Source organism: Rossellomorea orangium, assembly GCF_019334305.1.
Lineage (GTDB): Bacteria > Bacillota > Bacilli > Bacillales > Bacillaceae_B > Rossellomorea.
This window is the reverse complement of sequence record NZ_JAHWGH010000001.1, coordinates 154,527-169,988: the sequence shown is the minus strand read 5'-3', so window position 1 is coordinate 169,988 and position 15,462 is coordinate 154,527. Positions and strand designations below refer to the sequence as shown.

Genomic DNA, 15,462 nt, shown 5'->3' with positions numbered 1-15,462 from the left:
ATCCTATACATGTTTTGACGAATTATGTATACACTAGTAGACAATACTTCTTAGAACGTCTTCAATTGGAAAAATAATCCTTTTTGTTCTTGGCATTGCCATGGACAGTGGAAGGGAGTTTAATATGGAAAAGCTAAAAATTGCAGGAGGTTATCCCCTAGAAGGAACCATTAAAGTCAGTGGGGCCAAAAATAGTGCGGTAGCCTTGATCCCGGCAACCATTCTTGCTGATTCTCCAGTCACAATCGAAGGGTTACCAGACATCTCAGATGTAAGAACGCTGAAAGATCTTCTGGAAGAGATCGGTGGTTCAGTCACATTGGAAGATGGGGATATGAGTGTAGATCCAAGTCAAATGGTGTCCATGCCTTTACCTAGCGGGAAGGTGAAAAAGCTTCGTGCTTCCTATTATTTAATGGGTGCGATGCTCGGACGTTTCAAAAAAGCGGTCATCGGACTGCCGGGTGGATGTCACCTCGGTCCACGTCCGATCGATCAGCATATCAAAGGCTTCGAAGCCCTTGGAGCAGAAGTCACCAATGAACAGGGCGCCATCTATCTGCGTGCCGACGAATTAAAAGGTGCCCGCATCTATCTGGACGTCGTCAGCGTCGGGGCAACAATCAACATCATGCTCGCAGCTGTACGTGCAAAAGGCAGAACGATCATCGAAAATGCGGCGAAAGAACCTGAAATCATCGATGTCGCCACATTACTAAGTAATATGGGTGCAAAGATCAAAGGAGCCGGTACAGATGTCATCCGGATCGACGGGGTGGACGAGCTTCACGGCTGCCGCCATACCATCATTCCTGACCGTATCGAAGCAGGGACATTCATGATCCTTGCCGCAGCAGTCGGAAAAGGGGTTCTCGTCGACAATGTCATCCCATTACATATGGAATCGGTCATTGCCAAACTCCGTGAAATGGGAGTGCCGGTCGAAACGAACGACGACCAGATCTTTATCGGCCGGGCGGACAAGCTTAAATCCGTCGACGTGAAGACACTTGTGTATCCAGGTTTCCCAACGGATCTCCAGCAGCCGTTCACAACGTTATTGAACCGCGCAGAAGGCTCTGCCGTCGTAACGGATACCATCTACTCAGCCCGCTTCAAGCATATCGACGAGCTGAGAAGAATGAACGCCACCATCAAAGTCGAAGGCCGCTCAGCCATCGTCAACGGCCCTGTCCAATTACAAGGCGCCAAAGTGAAGGCAAGCGACCTCCGTGCCGGAGCCGCCCTCGTCATCGCCGGCCTAATGGCAGAAGGCATCACAGAAGTAACCGGCCTCGAACACATCGACCGCGGCTACAGCGACCTCGTCGCCAAACTCGAAGGCCTCGGCGCCACCATCTGGCGTGAGAAGATGTCTGTTGAGGAAATGGAGCAGATGAAGTCGTAGGAATTAGTGAAACGTGTTTGAATTATTGAGAGAGTTTTATTAACACTCTTTCTATTAAGAGGAGCCATTAAATACTCCAGGTTGATTGGAGCGGAAGGATGCTCGACTCCTGCGGGAAACGCGTGAAAGTTGAGACCCCACAGGGCGCAGCCCGAGGAGGCTCAACTCACGCCCCGCGGAAAGCGAGCATCCTGGAGCGGAAATCAACAGTTGCTCACTAATGGTGAACAGTTTACGACAACTATACCCTCTATTACCATTAATTTTATACAAGTTCGCACCATTATGTCCTACTTTTTCAGAAAAAAAGTCTCTCTAACCCTCTCAATGTGTTACAATAAATCTGTCAATATGTTATACAATTTATGATTATTGTAAAACAAAAGGGAACACGGGAGGCTATATAAATGGAAAGAAGTTTATCAATGGAGCTTGTACGAGTAACAGAAGGGGCTGCCCTGGCATCGGCACGATGGATGGGTCGCGGGAAGAAGGATGAAGCGGATGACGCTGCAACTTCTGCCATGCGCGATGTATTCGATACCGTACCGATGAAAGGAACGGTCGTTATCGGTGAAGGGGAAATGGACGAAGCTCCAATGTTATATATTGGTGAAAAACTGGGGACAGGCTACGGCCCACGTGTCGATGTAGCTGTCGATCCGCTTGAAGGAACGAACATCGTTGCTTCAGGGGGCTGGAATGCACTGGCGGTACTCGCCGTGGCAGACCACGGAAACCTGTTGAATGCACCGGATATGTATATGGATAAAATCGCAGTTGGACCAGAAGCGGTCGGGGAAATCGACATCAACGCTTCTGTCATCGATAATCTGAAAGCCGTAGCAAAAGCGAAGAACAAGGACATTGAAGATGTTGTAGCGACTGTCTTGAATCGTCCCCGTCATGAGCATATCATCCAACAGCTGAGAGAAGCCGGGGCACGCATCAAGCTGATCAATGACGGTGACGTGGCAGGAGCCATGAACACAGCATTCGATCACACGGGTGTAGATATCCTGTTCGGATCCGGAGGTGCTCCTGAGGGAGTTCTTGCTGCCGTTGCGTTGAAATGTCTTGGCGGAGAAATCCAAGGAAAGTTACTGCCGCAAAACGATGCGGAGCTTCAGCGCTGTATCAGCATGGGGCTTGATGTGGACAAGATCCTTCGCATGGAAGACCTTGTCTGTGGAGACGATGCCATCTTCGCTGCGACGGGTGTAACAGATGGAGAACTTCTAAGAGGTGTCCAGCTTAAAGGAGCATACGGTCTGACTCATTCAGTCGTCATGCGCGCGAAATCCGGTACCGTCCGCTTCATCGACGGACGCCACAGTCTCCAGAAGAAGCCAAACCTGGTCATGAAATAATAGAGAAACCAAACAGAGAGAGAAACCAACTCTTCATTATTTAAGAGAAAAGGATGGGCATAAAACAGCCCATCCCTACTCTTATCACTCACTTTCATTCTTCATAGCTGAAAAAATGCTGCCTATCTACCAAATCTACCTTCCTTTTTCTACCCGGTTATTGATTCTTGTTGAAAAGTATGGTTACAATAGATAAGGTTTTTATCTTCAGTATTTTTTCTTTAATTATGCTTCAACTATTTCTTCAATTTAAGTTACCCAATTTCGGCTTTTTTAAAAAAAAGGGAGACAAATTTTAGTGCAAGAGTTTATTACAAAGTTGATTGGAGCGGAAGGTGCTCGACTCCTGCGGGAAAAGTGGGACAGGTGAGACCCCACAGGCGCATGCGCCGAGGAGGCTCACCGCCCACCCCGCGGAAAGCGAGCACCTGGAGCGGAAATCAACAGCTACTCTCTTGTGAAAATGATAAAACATTCATTTTTTAAAGTAGGACAAATTAATAAAGCGTGGTGTCATAATGGAAGAATTAACAATTTCCAGCTTAGAAAATATGAAGCTGAAAGAGCTTTATGAGCTGGCCAAACAATACAAAGTTTCTTATTATAGTAAATTAACAAAAAAAGAATTGATTTTCGCTATCCTTAAAGTCCGTGCAGAACAAGAAGGCTTCTTCTTCATGGAAGGTGTCCTTGAGATCATTCAATCAGAAGGATTTGGTTTCCTGCGCCCGATCAACTATTCTCCGAGCTCTGAGGATATTTACATTTCGGCGTCACAAATCCGTCGATTTGATCTTCGAAACGGTGATAAAGTGTCTGGTAAAGTTCGTCCACCGAAAGAAAACGAACGTTACTTCGGACTGCTTCACGTTGAAATGGTGAACGGGGAAGAACCTGATTCTGCAAAAGAGCGTGTGCATTTCCCAGGCTTGACGCCTTTATATCCTGACCGTCAAATGAAGCTAGAGACAACGCCGAATAAGATTTCCACACGTGTGATGGATCTGATTGCACCGGTCGGTTTTGGTCAGCGTGGATTAGTCGTTGCGCCGCCTAAGGCTGGTAAGACGATGCTGATCAAAGAAATCGCGAATTCGATCACGACGAATCATCCGGAAGCTGAATTGATCATTCTTCTGATCGATGAACGTCCAGAAGAAGTAACGGACATCGAGCGTTCGGTTGAAGCGGAAGTTGTCAGCTCAACATTCGATGAAGTGCCGGAAAACCACATCAAAGTGGCCGAGCTCGTCCTTGAACGTGCTATGCGATTAGTGGAACACAAGCGTGACGTCATCATCCTGATGGATAGTATCACTCGTCTGGCACGTGCGTATAACCTGGTCATCCCACCAAGTGGACGGACTCTGTCAGGTGGTATCGACCCTGCGGCATTCCACCGTCCGAAACGATTCTTCGGGGCTGCCCGTAATATTGAAGAGGGCGGAAGCTTGACGGTCCTTGCGACAGCACTCGTCGACACGGGATCTCGTATGGATGATGTCATCTATGAAGAGTTCAAAGGTACTGGTAACCTTGAGCTTCATCTTGACCGTTCCCTTGCAGAACGCCGTATCTTCCCGGCTATCGACATCCGTCGTTCCGGAACGCGTCGTGAAGAACTTCTTATCAAGCCTGATCATCTTGAAAAGCTGTGGGCGATCCGAAAAGCCATGTCCGATCAGCCTGATTTCGCAGAGAAGCTCATGCGCAAGCTGAAGCAGTCGAAGACGAATGAAGAATTTTTCAATGTGTTGACAGAAGAGTCCAAGAAGCGTTAATCTAGTATTCGAACTATTTTTCAAGGAAGAAGAGTGACTGGAATTTCCAGTTTTGCACCTTGCAAAAAACTCTTGTCCTTGTTATAATAGTGTCAATGTGTTTTTAAAAACTGGATGTGGTAAGGGGCTGGCTATTACTCTCATGCTTATGCTCATATCACATATATCTTCGTAATAAATTACTCTGTTTCAGATGATTCAGGGCGGAAGGAGATGAAAGAAATGAAATCAGCAATTCATCCAAAGTACAACACGATCAAAGTTAGCTGTGCTTGCGGTAACGAATTTGAAACTGGTTCTGTAGCGGAAGAAATGCGCGTTGAGGTATGTTCTGAATGCCATCCATTCTACACAGGCCGTCAGAAATTCGCTGATGCAGGTGGACGTGTTGACCGTTTCAACAAAAAATACGGTCTTAAAAATCAACAACAATAATGAAGAGCCAGAAGGAGGCATTCTACGCCTTTGTGCGTAGCTGCTCATCCTTCTCTTCTATTAGAAAAACAGGCAAGGATCTTCATGCTTGCCTGTTTTTTATTACGTTTAAAGCAAAATGGTTAGAAAAATAGAGGCAGTTCCAATTGAGCTGTGCCTCTTTTTTTCTGCCAAATTACTGAATAGAGAGCATGATTCCCGTACATAAAGGAATGCTTTATAGTAAAAGAATAGTCCGTTTTTACTAACAGCCAGGCTGTTTACAATAGATCAACGTGTAAGGAAGGAGAGGCGCTTTCGTGTATGTCATGAAACAAACGGGTTGGGTAGAAGTCATTTGCGGCAGCATGTTCTCAGGGAAATCCGAAGAACTGATCCGCCGGGTACGACGCACTCAATTTGCTAAACAAGAAATTGCTGTGTATAAGCCAAAACTAGATAATCGCTATAGCGATGAATCGGTTGTATCTCATAATGGTACCTCTGTCATTGCAAAAGCAGTCGAGGAATCCAGTGTGATCCTTGATGATCTGAATCCAGAGGTCGATGTCGTTGCCATTGATGAGGTTCAATTTTTTGACGAAGGCATCGTCGACGTCGTCCAGAAATTAGCAAACAGTGGATACCGTGTCATCCTCGCAGGTCTTGACCAGGATTTCCGCGGAGAACCATTCGGTCCGATGCCGGATTTGATGTCCATTGCCGAACAAGTGACGAAGCTTCAAGCCGTTTGTGCCGTCTGCGGCTCTCCGGCAAGCCGGACTCAGCGTCTGATCAACGGTGAACCGGCATGTTACGATGATCCCGTCATCCTTGTCGGGGCATCCGAAGCGTACGAGCCAAGATGCCGCCATCACCATGAAGTGCCGACGGGGATGAGCGTGACTCCGGATATGGTGAAGGAAGTATAATTTTCTTTGAAACAAAGTCTCAGATTTGGGGCTTTGTTTTTTTGTGGGCAGATGTGGCTGCTTGATTACGTAAAATGGATTGGAATATCGCCGGTTTGATCGAGTTTTCGCATTCTTTTCTTATATGAAGCGTGATTTAGACTCAGCAAGGGTAGATGGCGGTATCAGCAAAGACGCCTGCAGGCAGGAATTGCGTCATTTTCGGCCGCGATTGCGTCGTTTTACGATTTATTGCGCCATTTTCACACGTGATTGCGTCATTTTTTCGTTATTTGTGTATTTTTACAAAAATTCCCTCTGTACTCATCGGCATCCCAAACCAGACCGGTGCATAACCACCATCCTGCAGGAAAACCTAATAGCAGGAGGTGTGTAAGCATGAAAAAATTACTGTTAGCTTTATCTTTCACCGTTTTCTTTCTTTTGATTACAGCGTGCGGCGTGAATCAGGAGTCGGAATACGGCATGCATAATGACAAGGGCGGTACCCGTTTCATTGATAACCGCAAGGCGGAAATGGATAAACGCCAGGATGAAAGCGTGCGGGATGTCACGGATCAAAATCCCAATTTCCCCAATTTGACGAATTCACAGGGTACGACTTCTACCACAATGGGTGTATATGAAGACAAAGCCCGGGAAGTCGTAAGAGAGAATACGAAGTTCCAACCAGATGAGGTTTGGATCAATGGAAATCAAATGTGGGTGACCGCTCATACGAAGGAAGAAATGAACATGGCCGAGACCGATAAAGAGGAAGCCATGCTCAAAGACAAACTGCAAAGAGCGATTCCCCGATACGATATCAATGTGAAAATCACCGAAAGATAATGGAAGGGGGAGCTCATCGGCTGCCCCTTTTTCACCTGAATTCCCCTTGTACCCATTCCTGTTCTTCCTTGTGTTTACATACACCATATAATATAATTGTACTGTTATGGATTAAAATTGAGGTGAATAGCTGTGTTCGATCGTTTACAAGCAGTGGAAGATCGCTATGATAAGTTAAATGAGCTGTTGAGTGATCCAGAAATTGTGAATGACCCAAAGAAGCTAAGAGATTATTCAAAAGAACAATCAGACATCCAAGCAACGGTAGAAGCATATCGAGAATATAAAGAACTGACCGGGCAGTATAAAGACGCAAAGGCGATGCTGGATGATAAGCTGGATGCTGATATGCGTGAAATGGTAAAAGAAGAAGTGTCCGAGCTTGAAGAGCAAATCGAAGCGTTGGAAGCCCGTCTGAAAATATTATTGATCCCGAAAGACCCGAACGATGACAAAAACGTTATTATGGAGGTTCGTGGTGCTGCAGGTGGAGATGAAGCCGCCTTGTTTGCCGGTGACTTATACCGCATGTACAGCCGCTTCGCTGAGTCCCAAGGCTGGAAGATCGAAGTCATGGAAGCGAACTCCACTGGTGTTGGTGGATACAAAGAGATCATCTTCATGATCAACGGGAATGGCGCATTCTCTAAAATGAAGTACGAAAACGGAGCACACCGCGTGCAACGTGTACCTGAAACAGAATCCGGCGGGCGTATCCATACGTCGACGGCAACGGTTGCCTGTTTGCCGGAAGCGGAAGAAGTCGAAGTCGATATCCACGATAAAGATATCCGTGTCGATACCTTCGCATCAAGCGGCCCGGGAGGACAAAGTGTCAACACGACCATGTCTGCCGTGCGTCTAACGCATATCCCGACAGGTGTCGTTGTGTCGTGTCAGGATGAAAAGTCCCAAATCAAAAACAAAGAAAAAGCGATGAAGGTATTGCGTGCCCGCGTGTACGATAAGTTCCAGCGCGAGGTTCAAGCGGAATACGATGCCAATCGTAAATCTGCCGTAGGTACAGGTGACCGTTCGGAGCGTATCCGTACGTACAATTTCCCACAAAACCGTGTCACGGATCACCGCATCGGCCTGACGATCCAGAAGCTTGATCAAATCCTTGAAGGAAAGATGGATGAAGTCATCGATGCCCTGATCATCGAAGATCAGTCCAAACTTCTTGAAAGACTGGAAGAATAGTCATGGTGACGGTATTTGAAGCCCTGAAATGGGCTTCTTCTTTTTTAGTTGAAAATGGCCGCGATGAGAATGTGGGAGAAATCTATCTGCGGCACTTATTGGGAATGTCACGGTCACAGCTCTTAGCAGAACAGCGGAGGTCCGTCCCTCATGAGAAATGGGAAGAGTTTCAGAAGGGAATCCGAGAGCATGCTGACGGGATGCCAATTCAGCATATCATCGGTTCTGAGGAGTTTTATGGCCGCGAGTTTTTGGTGAATGAGCATGTGCTGATTCCGAGACCGGAGACGGAAGAGCTTATTTATTATGGTCTTGAGAAGATGCAGCGGTTATTCGAGCCTGGCATTCTGTTGAAGGCTGCCGATGTCGGGACGGGAAGCGGTGCGATTGCAGTTACGTTAAAGCTTGAGTCGAAACGGCTTCCCCTTGAGATGATGGCCGTCGATATTTCGGGTAAAGCACTGGAGACTGCAGCGGAAAATAGCTCTAGACTCGGCGCGGATGTCCGCTTCTTTGAAGGGGATCTGTTGCAGCCACTGATCAAAGAGGGTGTGAAGCTGGATATTCTTTTATCCAATCCTCCGTATATTCCTTTGGCGGATCGCGAAACTCTATCGGATGTCGTGATCGGTCATGAACCGGAACTCGCTCTATTTGGTGGGGAAGACGGTTATGATTTGTATAAACGGTTTATGGATGAGCTGCCGCTTGTCATGAAGGAGAAATGCCTGATCGGGTTTGAAGTCGGGGTCGGTCAGGGAGAGACAGTGGCGGATCTATTACGTCAGACCTTCCCAGATGCTGAGACAGAAGTCGTTCATGACATCAACGGGAAAGATCGTATGGTGTTTTGTGTGAGAAAATAAGGATGTTCGCCCCCGACTTTCGTGATCGGGGGTGTTTTTTTGAAGGGAAATGGTCTCCAACCTCCTGATTCAGTTTATTTTCAAAACCAAATCCCCAAACAAAAATGTTATTTTACTAGTTTAAGATTTCCCCCTTTTGACCAGACTGTTTTACTGAGGGGGAGATAAAAAATGAAAACAAAACATACGGTGTTATTGTATATCTTGATTCTATCATTAGGAACGATTCTAAGTTTATATATACCAAAACAGGAAATGGCGGCTCAGGAGACGATGGTGATCCCTGATGAAGCGATTCGACTGCGGATCCTGGCCAACAGTGATCTGGATGAGGACCAGAATGTTAAGAGACTTGTCCGTGATGAAGTGAACAAAGAGATTACGAAATGGGTATCGACACTGACATCCCAGGATGAGGCGAAGGCAGTCATCAAGGAAGGATTGCCGCAGCTTCAGGGAATTGCGGAAGACGTCGTGGCGGCAGAAGGCATGGATCAATCGGTGAAAGTCGAGTTCGGCAAAGTGGAATTCCCGACAAAGCTATACGGTCAGTATCTTTATCCGGCGGGTGAATACGAAGCGGTATTGATCACTCTTGGAAAAGGTGAAGGGGCAAACTGGTGGTGCGTACTTTATCCACCGCTATGTTTCCTGGATTTCTCTACTGGAAATGCTGTTAGAAGCACAGGCTTCGAAACAAAAGTGGAAGCGAGCGGAAATGAAGTGACAGAAGTAGATTCTGAAGACGCAACTCAGGTAAGTGAAGACGTGATTGCCTATAAGCAAGTCGAAGTGGAAGCGGTAGAAGCCGGTGTGATGCCGGAGCAGGATAAAGAAGAAGGAAACGCCCCGGTTGAAAAAGAAGTAGAAACTTCGGTTCAAAAAGAAGATCCGGTCTTCGTCGAAGATACGGAAGAGGAAGAAGTAGAAGTTCGCTTCTTCGTAGTAGATTTATTCAAAGGATTATTCAATTAAGGAAGCTTCATCCCATGTGGATGGAGCTTTTTTTTTGGCGGAAAATCTATCTCTCTATCATTTCTTGTTCTAATCTCCTCAAACCTTCATACATTGATACTAGAGGATGATAGAAAAGGGAGGATGAAAGGATGTTAAAAGTAATTCGTCAGGCAACGAGTGAGGACATTCATGAAGTTGTGGCCTTCTTGATGAAAGCAGGGTTAAGTACGGAAGGCATTAAACATAGCATTGACTGTTTTTTAGTAGTGGAAGATGGGGATAATCGGTTGATTGGAACCCTCGGGATCGAGGTTCAGGAGAAAATCGGGCTCCTGCGTTCCCTCGTTGTGACATCCTCGTTCGAAAGCGAAGAGTTATTTGCCCTATTTCAGGAAATCCTAAAGCTTGCCAAAGAAAAGGATCTGGAGCGTCTTTATCTGATTTCCAATCGAAAAGCGTCTTTAGCTTTCTTCGATCTTCTCGGTTTTCAACAGGAAACGGATCCCGTTGTGGATGAGCTGAAAAATTTTGTTCATGCGAAAAAGTTATCCACTGTGGATAATTGTATAACGATGAAGCTGGATTTATAGAAGTTTCGACAATAATTTTGTAAGGGAATTCAGGACTGGACCATGCTTCATAAAATGGTCCGGTTTTTTGCGTTGAACTTTCGACAAAATGCGAGATGAGGATAACTGTCTCTTTTTTCAGAATTATTCACACCATCCACAGGTTTATCCACAATCCTCGACGGTTTATTCGCAGTTTGTGGATAATACTTGAGAATTGTCGGGGTTTCTTTTATACTTTCAAAAGTAAAGAAACTTGTAAAGTCAGGATTTATACACAGATGCAGTTTGGATAGATAAAGGTGGATGACATATATGATGAAACATTGGATTGTGGAAAGTGATGTGGATAAAAACAAAAGTTATCCACAAATTGTGGATGCAGCGGGGATTCTTCAACAAAATGAGGTGGTGGCCTTTCCGACAGAGACCGTTTATGGGCTGGGTGCCAATGCCACATCGGACGAGGCAGTGGAGAAAATCTTTAAAGCGAAGGGCCGTCCGTCTGATAATCCACTGATTGTCCACATATCGAATAAGGAGCAGCTGGAAGGACTGGTGGCGGACATTCCTGCGGATGCGGCGAAGCTTATCGATGCGTACTGGCCAGGTCCTTTAACGATCATTTTTAAAAATAAGGAAGGCGTCTTTTCCGGGAAGGTGACGGCAGGACTCGACTCTGTAGGGATCCGGATGCCGGACCATCCCGTTGCCCTTTCGATCATTGAGGCAGCGGGTCTCCCGATTGCTGCCCCGAGTGCGAATCGTTCCGGTAAACCAAGTCCGACAACGGCTCAGCATGTGATCGATGACCTTGAAGGTCGGATTGCAGGTGTCGTCGATGGAGGCGAAACGGGTGTCGGAGTGGAGTCGACAGTAGTGGACTGCACAGGAAACGTGCCTGTGATTTTGCGACCAGGCGGTGTCACGAAAGAACAGCTGGAAGAAGTGGTAGGGAAAGTGGAAGTGGATCCTTCCTTGAAAGAAGGCAAGGGGGCACCGAAATCCCCGGGGATGAAATACACCCACTATGCCCCTGACGCCCCTGTCTATTTAGTGGACGGAACAAGGGAAGATGTGCAACGGTTCGTTGATGAAAAAAGGAAAGAAGGCAAGAAAGTCGGCGTCCTGACCACAGAGGAATTTGTTGGTGCCTATCAAGCGGATCTCATCCTTTCCGCTGGTCGGAGGGATAATCTGAACACAGTGGCACAGCATCTCTACGATACGCTGCGTGCTTTTAATAGAAGTGATGTGGATATTATTTTTGCTGAGATGTTCCCGGAAGAAGGAGTCGGGCTTGCGATCATGAACCGGCTTCAGAAGGCGGCGGGTCACCGGGTCTTAAAAAGATAAATGTTGTTCCCCTATGGTCTCTCATAGGGGCTTTTATTTTATATTCTATTTCCTTTTGGACGTGCATAAGCATGTTCTGTAGGCATGTCCGGAGGAGGAAAAAAATAAATGACAACGATTATCGGCGAATTGATGACCTTGATGTTAATGGCATTTGCTCTTGGGATGGATGCCTTTTCGATTGGAATCGGGATGGGAATGTTTCAGCTGAGATTGAAGCAGGTCTTTTATATAGGATTGGTTGTCGGGATCTTTCATGTGTGGATGCCGCTCCTTGGCATGATGACGGGGAAATTTCTTTCGGAAACGTTCGGATCCTTTGCCGCATACGCAGGCGGTGTACTGCTCATCGTCCTTGGAATCCAGATGTTCATGTCGAGCTTCAAGGAAGAGGACACGACCCTTATTTCGCCGGTGGGCTTCGGTTTGGTTCTGTTTGCGTTGAGTGTAAGCCTGGACAGCTTTTCAGTCGGATTGACCCTCGGCATCTTCGGGGCAAGGACAGCCGTCGCCCTATTCTGTTTCGGGATAGCCGCTACCATTTTGACGTGGTCAGGATTATTGATCGGCCGAAAATTTCAGGGCGTGCTTGGAACGTACAGCGAGGCGCTTGGAGGAAGTATTCTGTTTGCGTTCGGGGTGAAGCTGCTGCTGCCGATATAAATAAAATTTGAGGTCCGTCCCTCGGGGGTGGGCTTTTTTTGTTTAGCTCCGCCTCCGCTTGTCTTTTTTTGTATAAATCGTGAATGGTCTATGGACGGGATGGAAAATATTTTATAATAGGCTTTAAGGAGGGTGACGTGATGAATATTTTGTTTGTTTGTACGGGAAATACGTGCCGAAGTCCCATGGCAGAGGCGGTTCTGAAGCATAAGGGAAAAGACAGATTCGAGGTGAAATCTGCCGGTGTTTTTGCCATGGACGGAAATGATGCTTCATTTCAGGCTAAAGAAGTGCTGAAAGAGAACGATATAATACATAGACACCAATCGAGTTCACTGTCAAAGGAGAACTTGGACTGGGCTTCCTATATTTTTACGATGACATCGAATCATAAGCGGGCGATCGTGAATCAATATCCACATGTGGCGGATAAAATTTTCACGTTGAAGGAGTTCGTCCTTGAAGATCCCGCTGATTTGGATGTGTCGGATCCTTATGGGGGAAGCGTGGACATCTATAGACATACATACAGAGAATTGGATTCATTGATTGACGAGTTAATGAAAAAGCTTGGCTAGAGACAGGGAGAGAGAAAGATGGGGAAAAGCTACAAATCGGGGCTTAGAAAGAAATTGGTCTTCTTTATCACGCTTCTTGCCGTGGTAACGTATACGACAAGTGCACTTTTTATTTATGTAATCAAACCTGCTTTTGCACCGGATATGAACGAACTGTGGTTCACGATCATGACCCTCGGCATGGGTGTGTTCTGGTCCGCGGTGCTTGCGTTTTTTGCCGCAGGATTCATCGTTAAACCGCTACAGCGTCTGGAGCAGGTGGCGTTAAAAGCGGCTGAAGGGGACATTGCCATCGAGGTCGATGTACCGAAGTCCGATGATGAAATCCGTTCACTGGCACTGGCGTTCAACCGTATGCTGCATAATTTGCGGGACATGGTATCCAGTATCGATGACAATTTTAACAAAACGAACACGAATGTGATTGAGCTGTCGAAAGCATCGGAAATTGCGTCCACTCAGGCGGATTCGATTTCAAGGACGATCAGCGAAATTTCAGCGGGGGCCGAAAGCTCGGCTGTGGCGATTCAATCCACGGCTGAATCGGTGGAGGATGTCATCCGGATTGCACAGGAAGTTCAGAATCATTCCAAATCATCCGAGCATATGTCGAAGAATATGGTGACAGAGCTGCAGGGCAGTAAAGAAGTGATCCATTCCCTCGTGGAAGGCATCAGCCGATTGGCAAAAGGAAATGAAGCTTCCTTAGACGCCGTGCGCCGACTTGAGGACAATGCGAAAAAGGTGGAGCAGATCATCCAGCTGGTAGGGGATATTGCGAACCAGACTAATCTACTCGCATTGAATGCTTCCATTGAAGCGGCACGTGCCGGGGAACATGGGAAAGGCTTTGCCGTCGTGGCGGAGGAAGTCCGGAAACTCGCAGACGAAAGTGGAAAAGCGGTTCAAGGCATTTCGGAGCTCATCAAAAACATTCAAACCGAGGTAGGGCATGTCGTAGGACAGATCACGACCCAGGTTGACTCTGCAAACTCTGAAGCGCAAAAAGGAACACAAACCAATGAAATGATCGAAACGATGACCAAAACCATCCATGAAGTGGCGGATGCCGTACAAAATATTTCCGTCCTGGTCGACCAGCAGATGGACAGCATCCAGCTCACTTCCCAGCAGTCACAGGAAGTTGCCGCCATCGCAGAAGAAACATCCGCGGGAGCAGTGGAAGTATCGGCTTCCACCAAAGAGCAGGCCGTCGTCATGAATGACGTGGAGAAGCTGGCTCTGAATCTGAAGGAGCAGGCGGAATCACTCAAAAGCACGATAACACGTTTTCATTTATAAAGAAAAGCGGGTATGAGGGACGGACCTCATACCCGTTTTTTCATGCTGAAAAGCTTTATATAATGAAGAGGATGTGGCAAAATAAAACGTATCAAAGGCTATGGGGAGTGGGAGAATATGAAAATCGCAATTGCATCCGATCACGGTGGCATGAATATCAGGGAAGAAATCAAATCATTATTAGAAGAATTAGGTTTGGAATACGAGGATTTCGGTTGTGAATGCGGAACATCCGTCGACTATCCGGACTATGCCGTGCCTGTTGCGGAAAAAGTGGCAAGCGGGGAATTCGACCGGGGCATCCTGATCTGCGGAACGGGGATTGGCATGAGCATCTCTGCCAATAAAGTAAAGGGGATTCGCTGTGCCCTTGTACATGACGTATTCAGCGCAAAAGCGACACGAGAACATAATGACAGCAATATGCTGGCCATGGGTGAGCGCGTAATTGGAGCAGGATTGGCACGTGAAATCGCCAAAACGTGGCTCGGTACGGAATTCGAAGGCGGCCGCCACGCAAATCGAGTAGGGAAGATCACGGCTTACGAAGACAAACAATAAGGAGTGGGTTTCATGGAAATCGCTCAATTGAAAGAAGAACTGCAGACGATCCTGAGAGATTTCAGCGATCAGGTTCCGATGAAAAAAGGACAAGTATTCGTTGTTGGCTGCTCCACCTCAGAAGTGATGGGGGAGCGCATCGGTACTTCTGGAACGATCGAAGTCGCGGAAATGATCTATGACGAGTTGAAGGGATGGGCGGATGCGTTGGGCGTTTCGTTGGCATTTCAATGCTGTGAGCACCTAAATCGGGCACTCGTCCTTGAAAGGGAAGTCGCTGAAAAGCGGGGTCTCGATGAAGTCACCGTCGTCCCTGTCCGAAAAGCAGGAGGGGCGATGGCGACACAGGCTTATCATTCCTTCCGTGATCCCGTCATGGTCGAGCACATCAAAGCCGACGCCGGTATCGACATCGGCGACACCTTCATCGGCATGCACCTGAAACACGTAGCCGTCCCGATCAGAGTCAGCCAAAAAAGCCTCGGCGAAGCACACATCACCCTGGCTAAAACAAGGCCAAAACTCATCGGCGGCACACGTGCCGTCTACGAATAAATCATTGTAGGTTCGTTCCTGAGGGACGGACCTTTATTTTGGTTTTGGCGGAAAACGGGGTGTCAAAGCCGAACGATTAAGTGGGATAAGGGGTGATTGATGTTTAATAAGGAGAA

16 protein-coding genes are annotated in these 15,462 nt (G+C 47.0%); all 16 read left to right on the top strand.

The window, feature by feature from the left end; genetic code table 11:
• The first annotated feature begins 124 nt into the window (after nt 1-124).
• The 16 genes from KYJ26_RS00835 to KYJ26_RS00760 all read left to right on the top strand — a co-directional run bounded on the left by KYJ26_RS00835 (nt 125) and on the right by KYJ26_RS00760 (nt 15,346).
• A complete protein-coding gene (locus tag KYJ26_RS00835) occupies nt 125-1,408 on the top strand; it encodes a UDP-N-acetylglucosamine 1-carboxyvinyltransferase (RefSeq protein ID WP_206858198.1) in 1,284 nt (427 codons plus the stop codon).
• 407 nt (nt 1,409-1,815) lie between these two features.
• Nucleotides 1,816-2,778 carry a class II fructose-bisphosphatase gene (gene glpX, locus KYJ26_RS00830; RefSeq protein WP_219165480.1) on the top strand — a complete coding sequence of 321 codons (963 nt, stop codon included), beginning with the start codon at nt 1,816-1,818 and terminating at the stop codon, nt 2,776-2,778.
• Nucleotides 2,779-3,296: 518 nt separating this feature from the next.
• Nucleotides 3,297-4,559 carry a transcription termination factor Rho gene (gene rho, locus KYJ26_RS00825; protein WP_201714481.1) on the top strand — a complete coding sequence of 421 codons (1,263 nt, stop codon included), beginning with the start codon at nt 3,297-3,299 and terminating at the stop codon, nt 4,557-4,559.
• A 222-nt stretch (nt 4,560-4,781) separates the two neighbouring features.
• The gene (rpmE, locus tag KYJ26_RS00820; protein ID WP_219165479.1) at nt 4,782-4,994 is read left to right on the top strand and encodes a 50S ribosomal protein L31; all 213 of its coding nucleotides are present in this window, start codon (nt 4,782-4,784) and stop codon (nt 4,992-4,994) included.
• A 299-nt stretch (nt 4,995-5,293) separates the two neighbouring features.
• Nucleotides 5,294-5,905, top strand: a complete 612-nt coding sequence (locus KYJ26_RS00815) for a thymidine kinase (protein ID WP_060674359.1) — start codon at nt 5,294-5,296, stop codon at nt 5,903-5,905.
• Nucleotides 5,906-6,283: 378 nt separating this feature from the next.
• Complete coding sequence (locus KYJ26_RS00810; RefSeq protein ID WP_219165478.1) at nt 6,284-6,736, top strand: hypothetical protein; 453 nt, start codon at nt 6,284-6,286, stop codon at nt 6,734-6,736.
• Nucleotides 6,737-6,868: 132 nt separating this feature from the next.
• Nucleotides 6,869-7,939 carry a peptide chain release factor 1 gene (gene prfA / locus KYJ26_RS00805; protein WP_034765126.1) on the top strand — a complete coding sequence of 357 codons (1,071 nt, stop codon included), beginning with the start codon at nt 6,869-6,871 and terminating at the stop codon, nt 7,937-7,939.
• A gap of 2 nt (nt 7,940-7,941) precedes the next feature.
• On the top strand, nt 7,942-8,805 hold the full coding sequence (gene prmC, locus KYJ26_RS00800; protein WP_257474812.1) for a peptide chain release factor N(5)-glutamine methyltransferase: 864 nt from the start codon (nt 7,942-7,944) through the stop codon (nt 8,803-8,805).
• Nucleotides 8,806-8,976: 171 nt separating this feature from the next.
• On the top strand, nt 8,977-9,780 hold the full coding sequence (gene spoIIR, locus KYJ26_RS00795) for a stage II sporulation protein R (RefSeq protein WP_219165477.1): 804 nt from the start codon (nt 8,977-8,979) through the stop codon (nt 9,778-9,780).
• A 131-nt stretch (nt 9,781-9,911) separates the two neighbouring features.
• Complete coding sequence (locus tag KYJ26_RS00790) at nt 9,912-10,352, top strand: GNAT family N-acetyltransferase (protein ID WP_219165476.1); 441 nt, start codon at nt 9,912-9,914, stop codon at nt 10,350-10,352.
• Nucleotides 10,353-10,646: 294 nt separating this feature from the next.
• Nucleotides 10,647-11,687: an L-threonylcarbamoyladenylate synthase gene (locus tag KYJ26_RS00785; protein ID WP_374939744.1), complete on the top strand. Its 1,041-nt coding sequence runs from the start codon at nt 10,647-10,649 to the stop codon at nt 11,685-11,687.
• 108 nt (nt 11,688-11,795) lie between these two features.
• Nucleotides 11,796-12,350, top strand: coding sequence for a manganese efflux pump MntP (locus KYJ26_RS00780; protein ID WP_219165475.1), 555 nt, complete (start codon nt 11,796-11,798; stop codon nt 12,348-12,350).
• Between the two features lie 140 nt (nt 12,351-12,490).
• Nucleotides 12,491-12,928, top strand: coding sequence for a low molecular weight protein arginine phosphatase (locus KYJ26_RS00775; protein ID WP_219165474.1), 438 nt, complete (start codon nt 12,491-12,493; stop codon nt 12,926-12,928).
• Between the two features lie 18 nt (nt 12,929-12,946).
• Entirely contained in the window at nt 12,947-14,230 is a 1,284-nt protein-coding gene (locus tag KYJ26_RS00770) for a methyl-accepting chemotaxis protein (RefSeq protein ID WP_219165473.1), read from the top strand.
• A gap of 117 nt (nt 14,231-14,347) precedes the next feature.
• Nucleotides 14,348-14,791, top strand: coding sequence for a ribose 5-phosphate isomerase B (gene rpiB, locus KYJ26_RS00765; RefSeq protein ID WP_219165472.1), 444 nt, complete (start codon nt 14,348-14,350; stop codon nt 14,789-14,791).
• Nucleotides 14,792-14,803: 12 nt separating this feature from the next.
• Complete coding sequence (locus tag KYJ26_RS00760) at nt 14,804-15,346, top strand: TIGR01440 family protein (protein ID WP_219165471.1); 543 nt, start codon at nt 14,804-14,806, stop codon at nt 15,344-15,346.
• Nucleotides 15,347-15,462 lie beyond the last annotated feature (116 nt).